Origin of the sequence: Marinobacter sp. NFXS11, from assembly GCF_040148675.1 — a bacterium.
Classification (GTDB): Bacteria; Pseudomonadota; Gammaproteobacteria; order Pseudomonadales; family Oleiphilaceae; genus Marinobacter.
On sequence record NZ_JAGDDV010000002.1, the window covers coordinates 1,150,863 to 1,166,164 of the forward strand.

Annotated in this window: 18 protein-coding genes; 15 read left to right on the forward strand and 3 right to left on the reverse strand. The window is 58.0% G+C overall.

The annotated features are described in order from the left end of the window. The first annotated feature begins 1 nt into the window (after position 1). The 14 genes from J3362_RS14250 (at position 2) to J3362_RS14315 (ending at position 12,190) form a co-directional block, all read left to right on the forward strand. A complete protein-coding gene (locus J3362_RS14250; protein WP_014579142.1) occupies positions 2 to 1,549 on the forward strand; it encodes an aromatic/alkene/methane monooxygenase hydroxylase/oxygenase subunit alpha in 1,548 nt (515 codons plus the stop codon). A 65-nt stretch (positions 1,550 to 1,614) separates the two neighbouring features. After that, complete coding sequence (locus J3362_RS14255) at positions 1,615 to 1,974, forward strand: phenol hydroxylase subunit P4 (protein ID WP_349520518.1); 360 nt, start codon at positions 1,615 to 1,617, stop codon at positions 1,972 to 1,974. Positions 1,975 to 1,984: 10 nt separating this feature from the next. Next, positions 1,985 to 3,046, forward strand: coding sequence for an NADH:ubiquinone reductase (Na(+)-transporting) subunit F (locus J3362_RS14260; RefSeq protein WP_349520519.1), 1,062 nt, complete (start codon positions 1,985 to 1,987; stop codon positions 3,044 to 3,046). 13 nt (positions 3,047 to 3,059) lie between these two features. Beyond that, positions 3,060 to 3,395 (forward strand): 2Fe-2S iron-sulfur cluster-binding protein, encoded by a 336-nt coding sequence (locus tag J3362_RS14265; protein ID WP_014579145.1) that lies wholly within the window; start codon positions 3,060 to 3,062, stop codon positions 3,393 to 3,395. Between the two features lie 5 nt (positions 3,396 to 3,400). After that, positions 3,401 to 4,324, forward strand: coding sequence for a catechol 2,3-dioxygenase (locus tag J3362_RS14270; RefSeq protein WP_014579146.1), 924 nt, complete (start codon positions 3,401 to 3,403; stop codon positions 4,322 to 4,324). 33 nt (positions 4,325 to 4,357) lie between these two features. Beyond that, a complete protein-coding gene (locus tag J3362_RS14275) occupies positions 4,358 to 5,818 on the forward strand; it encodes a 2-hydroxymuconic semialdehyde dehydrogenase (protein WP_064229177.1) in 1,461 nt (486 codons plus the stop codon). Positions 5,819 to 5,825: 7 nt separating this feature from the next. Further along, entirely contained in the window at positions 5,826 to 6,683 is an 858-nt protein-coding gene (locus J3362_RS14280) for an alpha/beta fold hydrolase (RefSeq protein WP_108018058.1), read from the forward strand. After that, positions 6,683 to 7,468 carry a 2-oxopent-4-enoate hydratase gene (gene dmpE, locus J3362_RS14285; protein WP_014579149.1) on the forward strand — a complete coding sequence of 262 codons (786 nt, stop codon included), beginning with the start codon at positions 6,683 to 6,685 and terminating at the stop codon, positions 7,466 to 7,468. The genes J3362_RS14280 and dmpE overlap by 1 nt, the downstream gene beginning before the upstream one ends. Positions 7,469 to 7,494: 26 nt before the next feature. After that, entirely contained in the window at positions 7,495 to 8,430 is a 936-nt protein-coding gene (locus J3362_RS14290) for an acetaldehyde dehydrogenase (acetylating) (protein ID WP_062783127.1), read from the forward strand. 13 nt (positions 8,431 to 8,443) lie between these two features. After that, positions 8,444 to 9,481 (forward strand): 4-hydroxy-2-oxovalerate aldolase, encoded by a 1,038-nt coding sequence (dmpG, locus tag J3362_RS14295; protein WP_014579151.1) that lies wholly within the window; start codon positions 8,444 to 8,446, stop codon positions 9,479 to 9,481. Then, on the forward strand, positions 9,478 to 10,272 hold the full coding sequence (gene dmpH, locus J3362_RS14300; protein ID WP_014579152.1) for a 2-oxo-3-hexenedioate decarboxylase: 795 nt from the start codon (positions 9,478 to 9,480) through the stop codon (positions 10,270 to 10,272). The genes dmpG and dmpH overlap by 4 nt, the downstream gene beginning before the upstream one ends. Before the next feature lie 9 nt (positions 10,273 to 10,281). Next, on the forward strand, positions 10,282 to 10,473 hold the full coding sequence (locus J3362_RS14305; protein ID WP_014579153.1) for a 4-oxalocrotonate tautomerase: 192 nt from the start codon (positions 10,282 to 10,284) through the stop codon (positions 10,471 to 10,473). 147 nt (positions 10,474 to 10,620) lie between these two features. After that, positions 10,621 to 11,220: a class III extradiol ring-cleavage dioxygenase family protein gene (locus J3362_RS14310; RefSeq protein ID WP_062783124.1), complete on the forward strand. Its 600-nt coding sequence runs from the start codon at positions 10,621 to 10,623 to the stop codon at positions 11,218 to 11,220. Between the two features lie 28 nt (positions 11,221 to 11,248). Beyond that, the gene (locus J3362_RS14315) at positions 11,249 to 12,190 is read left to right on the forward strand and encodes a ketopantoate reductase family protein (protein ID WP_349520522.1); all 942 of its coding nucleotides are present in this window, start codon (positions 11,249 to 11,251) and stop codon (positions 12,188 to 12,190) included. Here the strand turns inward: J3362_RS14315 and J3362_RS14320 are convergent. Further along, on the reverse strand, positions 12,187 to 13,212 hold the full coding sequence (locus J3362_RS14320) for a peptidoglycan -binding protein (RefSeq protein WP_008177163.1): 1,026 nt from the start codon (positions 13,210 to 13,212) through the stop codon (positions 12,187 to 12,189). The genes J3362_RS14315 and J3362_RS14320 overlap by 4 nt on opposite strands. After that, positions 13,209 to 13,937 carry a MotA/TolQ/ExbB proton channel family protein gene (locus J3362_RS14325; protein WP_014579156.1) on the reverse strand — a complete coding sequence of 243 codons (729 nt, stop codon included), beginning with the start codon at positions 13,935 to 13,937 and terminating at the stop codon, positions 13,209 to 13,211. The genes J3362_RS14320 and J3362_RS14325 overlap by 4 nt, the downstream gene beginning before the upstream one ends. A 95-nt stretch (positions 13,938 to 14,032) precedes the next feature. Here J3362_RS14325 and J3362_RS14330 point away from each other — a divergent pair, with 95 nt between their 5' ends. Continuing rightward, positions 14,033 to 14,479: an acyl-CoA thioesterase gene (locus J3362_RS14330; RefSeq protein WP_349520524.1), complete on the forward strand. Its 447-nt coding sequence runs from the start codon at positions 14,033 to 14,035 to the stop codon at positions 14,477 to 14,479. Between the two features lie 69 nt (positions 14,480 to 14,548). Here the strand turns inward: J3362_RS14330 and J3362_RS14335 are convergent, their stop codons facing one another. Further along, positions 14,549 to 15,232, reverse strand: coding sequence for a type 1 glutamine amidotransferase domain-containing protein (locus J3362_RS14335; RefSeq protein ID WP_041645947.1), 684 nt, complete (start codon positions 15,230 to 15,232; stop codon positions 14,549 to 14,551). Positions 15,233 to 15,302: the final 70 nt, after the last annotated feature.

Here is a 15,302-nt window from a genome sequence, read left to right on the forward strand (position 1 = left end):
CATGGCTGTTAAAAACAAGAAATTGAACCTGAAAGACAAGTACCAGTACCTGACCCGGGATATGTCCTGGGAGCCGACCTATCAGAAAAAAGAAGACATCTACCCGGACGAGCGGTTCGAAGGCATCAAGATTACCGACTGGTCCCAGTGGGAGGATCCGTTCCGGCTGACCATGGATGCCTACTGGAAGTACCAGGCCGAGAAAGAGAAGAAGCTGTACGCGATTTTTGATGCGTTCGCCCAGAACAATGGTCACCAGAACATTTCAGATGCCCGTTACGTCAACGCGCTGAAGCTGTTTCTCAGTGGTGTGTCGCCGCTGGAGCATGCGGCGTACCAGGGTTATGCCAAGGTTGGCCGCCAGTTCAGCGGTGCCGGTGCGCGGGTCGCCTGTCAGATGCAGGCCATTGACGAGCTGCGTCATTCCCAGACCCAGCAGCACGCGATGAGCCACTACAACAAACACTTCAACGGGTTGCATGATGCGGCGCACATGCACGACCGGGTGTGGTTCCTCTCGGTGCCGAAGTCGTTCTTTGACGACGCTCGCTCTGCCGGCCCGTTCGAGTTCCTGACGGCGATTTCATTCTCGTTCGAGTATGTGCTGACGAACCTTTTGTTCGTGCCGTTCATGTCCGGCGCTGCCTACAACGGCGATATGGCAACCGTTACCTTCGGTTTCTCCGCCCAGTCAGACGAAGCCCGGCACATGACTCTTGGTCTTGAGGTGATCAAGTTCATTCTGGAGCAGCACGAAGACAACGTGCCCATCGTCCAGCAGTGGATCGACAAGTGGTTCTGGCGTGGTTTCCGCCTGCTGAGCCTGGTGGGGATGATGATGGACTACATGCTGCCGAACAAGGTCATGTCCTGGGCGGAAGCCTGGGAGGTGTACTACGAGCAGAACGGGGGCGCGCTGTTCAAGGACCTGGAGCGTTATGGCATTCGTCCGCCCAAGTACCAGGACATCGCCAATGACGCGAAGAACCATGTAAGCCATCAGGCGTGGGCCACCTTCTACCAGTACGGCCATGCCACCAACTTCCACACCTGGATGCCTGAAAAGGAAGAGCTGGACTGGCTGTCCGAGAAGTATCCGGACACCTTCGACAAGTACTACCGTCCACGCTTCGAGCATTGGGCGAAGGAGCACGCCGAAGGCCGTCGCTTCTACAACAACACGCTGCCCCAGCTGTGTCAGGTGTGCCAGATCCCGACCATTTTCACCGAGAAAGACGATCCGAGCATGCTCAGCCACCGCCAGATCGAGCATGAGGGCGAACGTTATCACTTCTGCTCGGACGGATGCTGCGACATCTTCAAGAACGAGCCCGAGAAATACGTCCAGGCATGGCTGCCGGTGCACCAGATCTACCAGGGCAACTGTGAAGGCGGCGACGTCGAGACGGTGGTTTCGAAGTACTACCACATCAACATCGGCGAAGACAATTTCGACTATGTGGGATCCCCGGACCAGAAGCGCTGGCTCGCCATAAAGGGCAAGTCATCCGAGGAGAAGACCGAGAGCGCCAAGCAAGACGCGGCCTGATCAGGGATTCGCCCGATGTCATCGGCACCGGGCGTTTCACCCACAAAAACAACAAGGTGACCATCATGAGTGTGAACGCTTTATACGATTACAAGTTTGAACCCCGGGACAAGGTAGAGAACTTTCATGGCATGCAGTTGCTGTATCTCTACTGGCCCCACCATCTGATGTACTGCTCACCGTTTGCCTTCCTGGTGCAGCCAGACATGACCTTTGGAGCCTTCATCGAGGAGGTGCTGAAGCCGGCGGTCGAGGCTCACCCGGACTCGGTCAGAGCCAGATTCCTGGACGCCCAGTGGCAACTCAACGGCGAGCCTTTCACGCCGGACCCATCGGCCACCCTTAAGCGCAGTGGCATTGACCACAAGAGCATGCTGACTGTGATCACTCCAGAACTGAACGGCATTGCCGGCTCTGCATCCTGAGGTAAGCGCCATGAGTCACACCGTAACGATCGAGCCCATAGGCGAGCAGATTGAAGTGGAGGATGGGCAGACCATCCTTCAAGCCGCACTGCGCCAGGGTGTCTGGTTGCCGTTTGCCTGCGGGCATGGCACCTGCGCCACCTGCAAGGTCCAGGTACTGGAAGGTGATGTCGAAATTGGTGACGCCTCGCCCTTCGCCCTGATGGATATCGAACGTGACGAGGGCAAGGTATTGGCCTGCTGCGCCACTGTTGAAAGCGATGTCACCATCGAAGCGGATATCGATGTGGATCCGGATTTCGAGGGCTACCCGGTTGAGGACTATACCGCCACTGTGACGGACATCGTGGAGCTTTCTCCAACCATCAGAGGTGTGCATTTGAAGCTGGACCGCCCCATGACGTTCCAGGCGGGCCAGTACATCAATATCGAGTTGCCTGGTGTCGATGGCGCCCGGGCATTCTCTCTGGCTAATCCACCCGGCAAAGCCGATGAAGTGGAGCTGCATGTTCGTCTCGTTGAGGGCGGTGCTGCCACTACCTACATCCACGAACAACTGAAAACCGGTGATGCGCTGAATCTTTCAGGCCCCTACGGCCAGTTCTTCGTGCGCAGTTCCCAGCCTGGCGACCTGATCTTCATCGCTGGCGGTTCAGGGTTGTCCAGCCCCCAATCGATGATCCTGGATCTTCTGGCACAGAACGACGAACGCAAGATTGTCCTGTTCCAGGGCGCCAGAAACCTTGCCGAGCTCTACAACCGGGAGTTATTCGAGACTCTGGATCGCGATCACGACAACTTCACCTATGTACCGGCTCTCAGTCAGGCGGAAGAAGACTCTGAATGGCAGGGTTTCCGTGGCTATGTCCATGACGCAGCCAAAGCCCATTTCGATGGCCGTTTTGCTGGCAACAAGGCCTACCTGTGTGGCCCCCCTCCGATGATTGATGCGGCTATCACGGCACTGATGCAGGGGCGGCTGTTCGAGCGTGACATCTTTATGGAGAAGTTCCTGACAGCGGCGGACGGGGCGGAAGACACCCAGCGTTCGGCCCTGTTCAAGAAGATATAACCGGAGGTGCGCCATGGGTATCGGATGCCAGGTAACCAACCGGACAACCGGGGACAGCTTTACTTGCGGTGAAGGGCAAAGCGTTCTCAAAGCGATGGAGCAATGGGGTGTGAAGTGCGTGCCCGTCGGCTGCCGTGGCGGTGGCTGCGGCTTCTGCAAGATCCGGGTGGTCGAGGGTGAATACGAGTGCGGGAAGATGAGCCGCGCACACGCACCGCCGGAAGCCATTGAGCAAGGGGAGGTCCTGGCCTGCCGGATCTATCCGGTCACCGATCTGACTATTGAGTGCCTGGAGCCATCCGCGCCGGGCGAAACGAGCGAGCAAACAACAACAAGAGCGTTGAGGTAACTGTCATGAAAAAAGGTGTAATGCGTCCCGGCCACGTCCAGATCCGCGTACTCGATATGGATGAGGCCCTCAAACACTACACAGACCTTCTGGGTCTTATTGAAACCGACCGGGACGATCACGGTCGCGTGTATCTGAAAGCCTGGACGGAGGTGGACAAGTTCTCGGTTGTGCTCCGACCTGCTGATGAGCCGGGCATGGACTTTATGGCCTTCAAGGTGGTGGATGAAGCCTCCCTGCAGCAACTCGAAAAAGATCTGGCAGATCATGGCGTGGAGGTTGAACAGGTTCCGGAAGGGGAACTGAAAGATTGCGGTCGGCGGGTTCGTTTCAACGCCCCCTCGGGTCACACGTTCGAACTTTACGCTGACAAGAAGTACACCGGCAAATGGGGCATTACCGAAGTCAACCCGGAAGCCTGGCCGCGTGGCCTGGATGGCATGAAAGCGGTCCGCTTCGACCACTGCCTTCTTTATGGGCCAGAGTTGGCTGCCACCTACGACCTGTTCGTTAACGTACTCGGATTCTATCTGGCCGAACAGGTGCTCGACGGCGACGGAACCCGAATCGCGCAGTTCCTCACTCTGTCCACCAAGGCTCATGACATTGCCTTTATTCATCATGAAGAGAAAGGCAAGTTCCACCACGCTTCGTTCTACCTGGAAACCTGGGAAGACGTGCTCAGGGCGGCCGATCTGATCTCTATGACCGACACATCCATTGACATCGGTCCCACCCGACATGGCCTGACCCATGGCAAGACGATCTATTTCTTCGATCCTTCCGGCAACCGCAACGAAGTGTTCTGTGGCGGAGATTACAACTACCCCGATCACAAGCCGGTTACCTGGCAGGCAGAGCAACTGGGCAAGGCCATCTTCTACCACGACCGGGTACTGAACGAACGGTTCCTGACGGTACTGACCTGACAACCGACACTGGCGCAACAGGATTTAGCAGCAATGAAAGACATCAAACACTACATCAATGGGCAGTACGTTGGTTCGGCCAGTGGCAGGCTGTTCGACAACGTTAATCCTGCGAACGGCAAAGTGATCAGCAAGGTTCACGAAGCTGGCCGGGAAGAGGTGGACGCAGCAGTGAAGGCGGCAAGAGCCGCGCTGCGGGGTCCCTGGGGCAAAATGACCCTGGAACAGCGTACCGCCATCCTTCACAAAGTGGCGGATGGGATCAACGCCCGTTTTGATGAGTTCCTGGAGGCAGAGTGTCTCGATACCGGCAAGCCGAAATCTCTGGCCAGCCATATCGACATCCCCCGGGGGGCCGCCAACTTCAAAGTGTTCGCGGACATGATCAAGAACGTGCCCACCGAATCCTTTGAAATGCCGACTCCGGATGGTACCGGTGCCCTGAACTATGCGGTCCGTCGTCCGAAAGGCGTCATTGGCGTCATCAGTCCCTGGAACCTGCCTTTGCTGCTGATGACCTGGAAGGTCGGACCGGCCCTGGCCTGCGGCAATACAGTGGTGGTCAAGCCGTCGGAAGAGACACCGACCACCACAGCCCTTTTGGGCGAGGTGATGAAAGAGGCCGGCGTTCCGGACGGTGTCTACAACGTGGTGCATGGCTTCGGCGGTGATTCTGCCGGTGCGTATCTGACCGAGCATCCACAGGTAGACGGCTTTACCTTCACCGGCGAGACCGGTACTGGCGAGGTCATTATGAAGGCCGCTGCCAAAGGTATCCGCGACATTTCCCTGGAGCTGGGAGGCAAGAATGCCGGCCTGGTATTCGCAGATTGTGACATGGAGAAGGCGATTGAGGGCACCATGCGTTCCGCCTTCGCGAACTGTGGTCAGGTCTGCCTGGGTACGGAGCGGGTCTACGTTGAGCGTTCGATCTTCGACGAATTCGTCGGCCGTCTGAAGGAAGCGGCGGAGGGCCTGAAGATCGGTCCCCCAGATGATGCCGACGCCAACCTTGGGCCACTGGTGAGTCTCAAGCACCGTGAGAAAGTCCTCTCCTACTACCAGAAAGCGGTTGATGACGGCGCTACCGTGGTTACCGGCGGCGGTGTTCCGGACATGCCTGCAGAGCTGGCGGGCGGAGCCTGGGTTGAGCCGACCATCTGGACCGGTCTCGCGGACGACTCGGCGGTGGTGACGGACGAAATCTTCGGCCCCTGTTGCCACATTCGCCCCTTCGACACCGAAGAGGAGGCCATTGAGCTGGCCAACAGCCTGCCGTACGGGCTGGCCTCTGCGATCTGGAGCGAAAACATCACCCGTGCGCATCGCGTTGCTGGCCAGATTGAGGCGGGCATTATCTGGGTGAATAGCTGGTTCCTGCGGGACCTTCGGACCCCCTTCGGCGGGAGCAAACAATCGGGTGTTGGCCGCGAGGGTGGCGTTCATTCGCTGGAGTTCTACACCGAGATGAAGAACATCTGCGTGAAACTTTGAGGCAGCCATGAACGCACCTGTAGAGAGTCCGGAAATCGGGCGAGAGATCAACGCCGCTGGCTACAGCACCAACCTGCACGACCTGGGAGAGGGATTTCCGGTCATGATGATTCACGGGTCAGGTCCAGGCGTTACAGCCTGGGCCAATTGGCGACTGGTGATGCCTGAGCTGGCTCGAAATCGGCGCGTGATTGCGCCAGACATGCTTGGTTTTGGATACAGCGAGCGGCCTGCGGACCAAACCTACAACCGGGAACGCTGGGTGAAGCACGCAATTGGCGTGCTGGACGAGTTGGGCCTGGAACAGGTTGATCTCGTGGGTAACTCGTTCGGCGGCGGACTGGCCCTCGCCCTGGCCGTTGAACATCCGCAAAGGGTGCGTCGGCTGGTGCTGATGGGATCGGTGGGTGTGAGCTTTCCGATCACCCAGGGTCTGGATGAAGTCTGGGGTTACGAGCCCTCGCTGGACACCATGCGCCGGCTGATGGATGTGTTCGCCTACGACAAGAGTCTGCTGACCGAAGAGCTGGCACAGATGCGCTACCAGGCCAGTGTTCGTCCAGGTTTCCAGGAGTCGTTTTCCGCCATGTTCCCGGCGCCGCGCCAGCGTTGGGTCGACAACCTTGCGAGCAAGGAAGAGGACATCCGGGCGCTACCCCACGAAACCCTGATACTCCATGGCCGCGAGGATGAAGTGATCCCGCTGGAGGCGTCACTGAAGCTGGCCGAACTGATCAACCGGGCCCAGCTTCATGTTTTCGGGCGTTGCGGACACTGGACACAAATTGAACATGCCAGCCGTTTTGCACGACTGGTCAACGATTTCCTGAGCGAAGCCGACCAGGCCGCCACCGGAGGTAATTAATGGAACAGTCAAAAATTCAGGCGCTTGGCGACGAGTTATACCAGGCCATGTTGAGCCGGGAGGCAGTCGCGCCGCTGACCAGTCGTGGTCAAGAAATCAGTATCGACGATGCCTACCACATTTCCCTGCGCATGCTGGAGCGTCGTCTTGCCGATGGGGCCTCCATCATTGGCAAGAAGATCGGTGTAACCAGCAAGGCGGTGCAGAACATGCTGAACGTACACCAGCCGGATTTCGGGTACCTCACCGACGACATGGTGTTCAACAGTGGCGAGGTGATGCCCATCAGTGATCGGCTGATTGCCCCCCGGGCTGAGGGCGAAATTGCCTTCATCCTGAAAAAGGATCTGACCGGACCAGGGATCACCAATGCAGACGTGCTGGCGGCAACCGAGTGTGTGATGCCCTGTTTCGAAATCGTCGATTCCCGCATCCAGGACTGGAAGATCGCCATCCAGGACACCATCGCCGACAACGCCTCCTGTGGCTTGTTTGTTCTGGGGGATCAGGCGGTGTCTCCGCGTAAGGTGGATCTGGTGACTTGCGGCATGGTGGTGGAGAAGAACGGCAGTGTACTCAGTGCAGGGGCCGGAGCGGCAGCACTCGGTTCCCCGGTGAATTGCGTGACCTGGCTGGCCAATACCCTGGGCGAGTTCGGTATTTCCCTGAGGGCAGGGGAGGTCATCCTTTCCGGTTCTCTGGTGCCACTGGAGCCGGTCAAGGCCGGTGATTATATGCGGGTCGATATCGGTGGTATCGGTAGCGCCTCGGTGCGTTTTGCCTGATTGAAAAGAACAACGAGGACTAGGCTATGAGTAAGAAAATAAAGGCAGCCATCATCGGCTCGGGCAACATCGGCACCGACCTGATGATCAAGATTCTACGCAATGGCAAGAACATTGAAATGGGCGCCATGGTCGGGATCGATCCGGAATCGGACGGTCTGGCCCGTGCTGCCCGAATGGGCGTGGCCACCACTCACGAAGGGGTGGATGGACTGGTGAAGATGCCGGAATTCGCCGACATCGACATTGTATTCGATGCAACCTCCGCGAAGGCCCACATGCACAACGAGGTTTTTCTGCGCGGCCACAAGGAGAGCATCAAGATTATTGATATGACGCCTGCGGCGATCGGCCCCTACTGCGTGCCGGTGGTGAACCTTGAGCAGCAGCTTCAGGAAGGCAACGTCAACATGGTTACCTGCGGCGGCCAGGCCACCATTCCCATGGTTGCGGCGGTTTCACGAGTGGCCAAGGCCCACTACGCCGAAATCGTTGCCTCGATTTCCTCGAAGTCCGCCGGCCCCGGTACCCGCGCCAATATCGACGAGTTTACCGAAACCACGTCCCGGGCCATTGAGGTGGTGGGCGGTGCCCAGAAGGGCAAGGCCATCATCATCCTGAACCCGGCCGAGCCGCCCCTCCTGATGCGCGATACCGTGTACGTGCTCTCCGACGCGGCAGACAAGGCTGAAGTGGAGGCCTCGGTGGAAGAAATGGTCCAGGCCGTAAACAGCTATGTGCCAGGCTACCGCCTGAAGCAGAAAGTGCAGTTTGATGACATCCCCGAAGACCAGCCCATGAACGTTCCAGGCCTGGGTCGCTTCAGCGGCCTGAAGACCTCCATCTTCCTGGAAGTAGAGGGCGCGGCCCACTACCTGCCGGCCTATGCAGGCAATCTGGACATCATGACCTCCGCCGCTCTCGGTACCGCCGAGCGCATCGCCGAATCGCTGGTCAACTGAGGAGGACATTCCCATGACATTCAACCCCGGCAAAAAACTCTACATCTCCGACGTGACCCTGCGCGACGGCAGCCACGCCATCCGCCACCAGTACTCCATCAAGAACGTGCAGGACATCGCTCGGGCCCTGGACAAGGCGAAGGTCGACAGTATTGAAGTGGCCCACGGTGATGGCCTTCAGGGCTCAAGCTTCAATTACGGCTTCGGCGCCCACACTGATCTGGAGTGGATCGAGGCGGTGGCGGAAGTGATCGAGCACGCCAAAATCGCCACCTTACTGTTGCCCGGCATCGGTACCGTCCATGACCTGGACAACGCCTATAACGCCGGTGCCCGGATTGTGCGTGTGGCCACTCATTGCACCGAAGCGGATGTCTCGAAACAGCACATTGAACACGCCCGCAAGCTGGGCATGGACACCGTCGGCTTTCTGATGATGAGCCACATGCAGACACCAAAAGGGTTGGCAGAGCAGGCCAAGCTGATGGAAGACTACGGCGCCACCTGCCTGTACGTCGTCGACTCCGGCGGCGCCATGAACATGAACGACATCCGGGACCGGTTCCGGGCACTCAAGGATGTGCTCAAGCCGGAGACCCAGACGGGCATGCATGCTCATCACAATCTCGCGCTGGGCGTGGCCAATTCCATTGTTGCCGTTGAGGAAGGTTGTGACCGGATCGATGCTTCCCTGGCCGGCATGGGTGCTGGCGCCGGCAACGCACCGCTGGAAGTGTGCATTGCGGCCTTTGACAAGATGGGCTGGGAGCATGGCACGGACGTGTACGCCCTGATGGACGCGGCCGATGACATTGTGCGCCCCTTGCAGGACCGCCCGGTGCGGGTGGACCGCGAGACCCTGGCCCTGGGCTATGCCGGTGTCTATTCCAGCTTCCTGCGCCACTCCGAAGTGGCGGCGCAGAAGTACGGTCTGAAGGCCGTGGATATTCTGGTTGAGTTGGGTAAGCGCCGCATGGTTGGCGGCCAGGAGGACATGATCGTGGACGTGGCGCTGGATCTGCTGGCGGCCCAAAAGGAGCAAAACGCATGAGCAAAACACTAAACCAAGAGCAGGTTCTGGCTCTAGCCGAGCATGTGGAAAACGCCGAACTTCAGGCCCACGACATCACCAAGGTCACCAACGACTTCCCGGATATGACCTTCGAGGATGCCTATGACGTGCAGTGGGAGATCCGTCGTCGCAAGGAAGCCCGTGGTAACAAGATTGTGGGTATGAAAATGGGCCTGACTTCCTGGGCCAAGATGGCGCAGATGGGCGTCGAGACTCCGATTTACGGATTCCTGGCGGATTACTTCAGCGTGCCCGATGGAGGGGTGGTCAACACCAAAGAGCTCATCCACCCGAAAATCGAAGCGGAGATAGCCTTTGTTACCAAGGCACCTCTGAAAGGGCCGGGCTGCCATATCGGGCAGGTTCTGGCAGCCACCGACTTTGTCATACCAGCTGTCGAAGTCATCGATTCCCGCTATGAGAACTTCAAGTTCGACCTGGTAAGCGTTGTAGCAGACAACGCCTCGTCCACCCGTTTTATCACCGGTGGCCAGATGGCCGATGTTGCCGATGTTGACCTGAAAACGTTGGGTGTTGTGGTCGAGAAGAATGGCGAGGTTGTTGATGTGGGCGCGGGTGCTGCGGTGCTTGGCCACCCAGCTTCCAGTGTTGCCATGCTGGCCAACCTGCTCGCCGAGCGAGGAGAGCACATTCCGGCCGGAACCTTCATCATGACTGGAGGCATTACGGCTGCGATTGCTGTTGAACCCGGTGACAACATCACGGTTCGCTACCAGGGGTTGGGTACCGTGTCTGCCCGCTTCGAATAAGGAGATCACATGCCTGTCGCGCAAATCAATATTCTTGAAGGACGGTCGGATGAGCAAAAGGAAATGCTTATCCGTGAGGTGACCGATGCGATTTCACGGTCGTTGGGGGCGCCGGTGGAAAGTGTCCGGATCATTATTACCGAAATGCCCAAGCAGCATTTTGGAATTGGCGGCCAGTCGGCTAAAAAACTGGGGCGTTGACGCCCCGGTTCGCCGATCGATTTGCCCGTTAATCGCTTGATGGGAGGCTTCGTGCCGAGATTGCCAGTGTTTTACCTGTCCTGTGACAGAGATGCATATTCAGCTCCTATAAGCCAACCCCGGCTCCGTCGTCTGATCAAGCGAGACATGCAGGTTGGCAATGTCACCTTTATCACTTCTCGAAAAGGTGGCGACAAACCCGAGATTTTTCACCAATGCGGCAAAGGCCTTCTTGCAGAGCGTCTGCAATCGCTGATGGCCGATAGAGGATTTCAGGCCACTATTGAGGGTGGCCGGGACCCCGGACTGGAATCGCTGGCTGCGAGCATGACCGGTGTGGCGCCGGAAGAAGTCATTGAGTTGAGGCTGAATACCGGTATGACCAGCGACGACTACAGGCAGATTGGTCACTGCCTGGAGGCGCTCCGGGAGCAGGGTATTCTGCTTATCTGCCTGGATCAGAAAGAGCAGGGCGCGAGTGAGATAAATCACCAACCGCACGATGCCTACATTCGCAACCTGATACAGCAGTGGGAGCATGAGCAACTCTGGCGTCAAGCCATGTCAGAGGGCAGTCTGGCCGGGCGCCGAGCCAGGCGTGGACAGGATGTCCCTGTTGCCGACCCCACCCTGTGCGTGCTGAATACTGCGTTCAGTCTGGGGGGGCTGAAAGCCCCCCAGCGGGTATTCGGCTTTGCATTGAATGAGGACAGTCATTCACTCGCCGGCTATGGCTGGATGCAATAGACTGCGGAAAACATTGGGGATTCCGTAAATGCTCAGATTATTGATAGTGGGTGCCGGTGGCATCGGCGGTTACTATGCCGCCAGGCTGCTGCACGCCGGACATGAGGTGGTTCTGACCGCACGTGGTGCGCATCTGGCAGCTCTGGAGGGGCAGGGGCTGACGGTTCAGTATGGGGATGAGGTGTGGTCATTTCCGGTTCAGTCGATGGACCATTCCGCGGTGGTTGCCCGTTTCCGTCCGGATGATTTTGATGTCGTACTGGTCACGCTCAAATCCACGGCGACTGAAGCGATGCTGGCCGAGTTGGGCCCCTGGCTCTATCACGGCAAGGTGCCGGTCCTCTCGCTTCAGAACGGGGTGGATAACGAGCCCGCCTTGGCCTCATTGCTGGGGGAACACAGAGTTCTGGGTGGCCTGGCTGTCCGAATTGGTGGGCATATTGTCCAGCCGGGCGTAGTGCAAGCCGAGGGCCCTGCCCAAATTGTCATGGGTGAATGGCCTATGGCCGTGGGATCTGATCGTCGCGGCCAGTTGCTGCAGCAATTACAGGAAGACTTCGAGGCGGCCGGTATTCCAACAACCGTCTCTGACAACATCCGTTACGAGCTCTGGCGCAAACTGGTGATCAACAATGGCGTGAACCCGCTCTCGGCCCTGACCGGCCTTGATACCCGGAGCCTTACCCACCACTCCGAGTTCCGGAAGATTGTCCACGGAATGATGGCGGAAACCGTAGCAGCGTCAAAGGCCGATGACGTGAACCTCGGGCCTGAGGATCTGGCCGAGATGTTCGACCTGATCAGCAACTTCAACGCCATCAAGACGTCCATGCTGGTCGACAAGGAAAAGGGGCGGCCCCTCGAACTCGACAGTATCGCCGGTGCGGTCTTGAGACGCTGCGAGCGCCTGGGCATTGAGGCTCCTTACACCATGACGGTGAACGCCTTGCTGACCCATTCGCACCGCTAGCGATCTGTCAATTTGAGCTCGATCCTCCGGTTTCTCTGGAGGGCTTCCGGCGAGGTGCCTTCCGCCACCGGGAAGAACTCGCCAAATCCGGCCGCCGCCATGCGCCGTTCCGGTACACCCTGCGCTGCAAGGTAGCGCACGACTGCCACGGCACGGGCAGTGGACAGCTCCCAGTTCGAGGGGAATCTCGGGGTATTGATAGGTATGACATCGGTATGACCATCAATCCTCAGGATCCAGTCAACGTCCTCTGGAATCTTTGCGGATACATCCAGCAGTAGTTTGGCTAGCTTGTCGAGCTCCTGCCGGCCTTCCTCGCCCAGTTCCGCCGAGGCGGAAGCGAACAACAGTTCGGAAGGCAGCAAGAAACGGTCGCCGACGATCCGGACATTTTCGTTGCCGGCCAGAATATCCCGCAGCCGGGCAAAGAACTCGGACTGATACTGTTCGAGTTGGTTGACGCGCTCGGCCAGTAGGGTGTTCAGCCGTCTGCTGACCTGTTCCAGTTCCTGCTCCTTGTCGGCGGTCATCTGTTCCTGGAGCTCCAGCGCCGAGGCAATCTGCCTGAGTTGCTCTCGCAAGGAGGCTATCTGATTCGACAGCCTCAGGATCATCGCCTGCTGGCTGGCCGATATATCGTCTTTCTCGTCAATCGACTCTTCCATGCTGGCCAGTCGCTCCGATTGCGCATCGGCCATGGCGGTTTGCCGCATCAGTTGTTCACGGGTGGATTCCAGCTGACCGACCAGACTGTTGTTCCGCTCCTGAAGGCTGGTCAACTGATTTTCCAGTGCCTCGCTTCTGTTTTCTTCCAGGCCGAGCAATTCCGAGAGCTCGTTCAACTGGGCATTGAGTCGGGCGAGCTGGGTATCCCGGTCAGAGAGTGTCTGGGACAGGTAGAGCTGGCTGACCACGTAGACCAGCAGCATGAATATGACCAGCATCAACAAGGCCGAAAGGGCATCCACATATCCCGGCCAGACGTTGGTGGTGCTTCGGCTTCGGCGCCTGGAACCGATCATGACAGGTCTTTCTCGTCGTCTATCCGGTCCACGAGGTTGGTCACACCAGTCAGCCACTCCTCGAGGCCGTCATAAAAGCGGTTCTGGGCATGGCCGGCCTGGATATCCAGGAAGCCCAGTATCAGTGAGCCGCCCAATCCCAGCAGAGAGGAGCTGAACGCGGTGCCCATGCCCTCAAGCGGCGTAAGCAGGCCTTCCTGAAGCTCCGCAAACACCTTGCCGAAGTCTTCCTGGCTCATATCCAGTCCGGTGATGACCTGGCCGACCGAGTTGATGGTGCCCAGCAGGCCCCAGAAAGTACCCAGCAGGCCGAGGAAGACCAGCAGGCTGATGAAATAGCGCGTGATTTCCCGCTGTTCGTCCATGCGGGAGTGGATACCATCGAGCACGGTTCGAAGGGAAAGGGTAGACAGTGTGAACCGGTCCTTGGTTGCGTCCTCGCCGAGCTGTCTTGCCAGCGGCTTCAGCAACTTGGGCTCCTGAACCACCGAAAGGCCGGCGTGTCCGGTTCTGAACTGGGCGATCCACTTCAGTTCCGGAAACAGCACGAACACCTGCCTGTAGGTGAGGGCGATGCCGATGATCAGAACCCCGAGAATCAGCAGATTGAAAACCCAGTTGGCCATAAAGGCCGAAATCAGGGGCTTGTGGATCAGGGCGCCGACGATGACGACCACGCCGAGGAACAGCGTCATCCAGAAAAGGGTGTGCTTGGGGTTGCTCATAGCGATGGCCAGCTTTTTTGAGATATTCCTCAAAACGTTAGCACAGATATGAGAAGCTGTTGGCGACAGTAACTGAACTTTAATCGGAGCGCGTCATGGCTGGTGAGTTGCCTTTCCGTTTTCGCTTCCGGGTTCGCTATGGTGAATGCGATGCCCAGGGCGTGGTGTTCAACGCACGTTATGCGGATTTCGTTGATATTGCTGTCAACGAATACATTCGCACCCTGTTTGGCGATTATCAGCACCTGCTGGATCAGGACCTGGATATCCAGGTGGTGAGCCTGACGGTGAACTGGAAGGCCCCGGCAAAGTTTGACGACGTTCTGGAAGCCCGCATTCGCGCCGGGCGAATCGGAAACACCTCATTTACCCTGCATCTGGAGTTCTTCCGGTATGGGGATGACGGATTTATTGCCGATGCGGACGTCACCTATGTGCTGATTCAGCCTTCGGTGATGAGCAAGGTGGCGATACCGGATCACATTCGTCAATTGCTGGAGCAGTGCGCTCCGGGCGAGTTGATCAGTCACGCAGGGGAGTAGGTTGGAAGCAAAAAAGAAAGCCAGATGAAATTCATCTGGCCCCGGATTCATCCTGCAGTTACTGCCGGATCAGGCCTCTTGAAGAGCCTGCACAACGGCCTTGGCTGCCCCCTCGGAAGAGGCCGGGTTTTGCCCGGTAATCAGCTTGCCGTCCACCACGATGTGCGGTGCCCAGTCGTCACCGCGGGTGTAGGTGGCGGTGTTTTCCTTCAGCATGTCTTCCAGCAGGAAGGGCACTACGCCGCTAAGGCCAACCGCTTCCTCCTCGCTGTTGGTGAAGCCTGTTACTTCCCGGCCGCCAACGATGTTCTGGCCCGGTTTCACTTCCACGTTTTTGAACACGGCTGGTGCGTGGCAAACTGCACCAATCACCTTGTCCTGCTCGTAGGCTGTCTTGATCAGGGCAATGGACTTGTCGTCGTTAACCAGGTCCCAGAGCGGGCCGTGACCACCTGGATAGAAAATCGCGTCGTATTCGTTCATGTCCACGTCGCTCAGCTTTTTAGTGCTGGCGAGGGATTCCTTGGCATGGGCATCCTGCTGGAACCGACGCGTGGTCTCGGTCAGCGCTTCCTCGGCCTCGCTGTTGGGATCGACTGGCGGTTGGCCACCCTTCGGTGACGCAATGGTGATGTCTGCGCCGGCATCCCGGAAAACGTAGTAAGGCGCGGTGAACTCTTCGAGCCAGAAGCCGGTCTTATGGCCGGTGTCGCCCATCTGGTCATGGGATGTAAGAACCATCAGAATTTTCATGGTGTCCGTCCTTTTCATTGACGAATGAATGGCGCTTCTTGATTGCTGTGATAAGGAAGTTGTGCCATCA

Excerpts from the sequence above, each read along its gene's own strand:
- J3362_RS14250 (WP_014579142.1), top strand. The coding sequence starts at position 2 with ATGGCTGTTAAAAACAAGAAATTGAACCTGAAAGACAAGTACCAGTAC.
- J3362_RS14255 (WP_349520518.1), top strand. The coding sequence starts at position 1,615 with ATGAGTGTGAACGCTTTATACGATTACAAGTTTGAACCCCGGGACAAG.
- J3362_RS14260 (WP_349520519.1), top strand. The coding sequence starts at position 1,985 with ATGAGTCACACCGTAACGATCGAGCCCATAGGCGAGCAGATTGAAGTG.
- J3362_RS14265 (WP_014579145.1), top strand. The coding sequence starts at position 3,060 with ATGGGTATCGGATGCCAGGTAACCAACCGGACAACCGGGGACAGCTTT.
- J3362_RS14270 (WP_014579146.1), top strand. The coding sequence starts at position 3,401 with ATGAAAAAAGGTGTAATGCGTCCCGGCCACGTCCAGATCCGCGTACTC.
- J3362_RS14275 (WP_064229177.1), top strand. The coding sequence starts at position 4,358 with ATGAAAGACATCAAACACTACATCAATGGGCAGTACGTTGGTTCGGCC.
- J3362_RS14280 (WP_108018058.1), top strand. The coding sequence starts at position 5,826 with ATGAACGCACCTGTAGAGAGTCCGGAAATCGGGCGAGAGATCAACGCC.
- dmpE (WP_014579149.1), top strand. The coding sequence starts at position 6,683 with ATGGAACAGTCAAAAATTCAGGCGCTTGGCGACGAGTTATACCAGGCC.
- J3362_RS14290 (WP_062783127.1), top strand. The coding sequence starts at position 7,495 with ATGAGTAAGAAAATAAAGGCAGCCATCATCGGCTCGGGCAACATCGGC.
- dmpG (WP_014579151.1), top strand. The coding sequence starts at position 8,444 with ATGACATTCAACCCCGGCAAAAAACTCTACATCTCCGACGTGACCCTG.
- dmpH (WP_014579152.1), top strand. The coding sequence starts at position 9,478 with ATGAGCAAAACACTAAACCAAGAGCAGGTTCTGGCTCTAGCCGAGCAT.
- J3362_RS14305 (WP_014579153.1), top strand. The coding sequence starts at position 10,282 with ATGCCTGTCGCGCAAATCAATATTCTTGAAGGACGGTCGGATGAGCAA.
- J3362_RS14310 (WP_062783124.1), top strand. The coding sequence starts at position 10,621 with ATGCAGGTTGGCAATGTCACCTTTATCACTTCTCGAAAAGGTGGCGAC.
- J3362_RS14315 (WP_349520522.1), top strand. The coding sequence starts at position 11,249 with ATGCTCAGATTATTGATAGTGGGTGCCGGTGGCATCGGCGGTTACTAT.
- J3362_RS14320 (WP_008177163.1), bottom strand. The coding sequence starts at position 13,212 with ATGATCGGTTCCAGGCGCCGAAGCCGAAGCACCACCAACGTCTGGCCG.
- J3362_RS14325 (WP_014579156.1), bottom strand. The coding sequence starts at position 13,937 with ATGAGCAACCCCAAGCACACCCTTTTCTGGATGACGCTGTTCCTCGGC.
- J3362_RS14330 (WP_349520524.1), top strand. The coding sequence starts at position 14,033 with ATGGCTGGTGAGTTGCCTTTCCGTTTTCGCTTCCGGGTTCGCTATGGT.
- J3362_RS14335 (WP_041645947.1), bottom strand. The coding sequence starts at position 15,232 with ATGAAAATTCTGATGGTTCTTACATCCCATGACCAGATGGGCGACACC.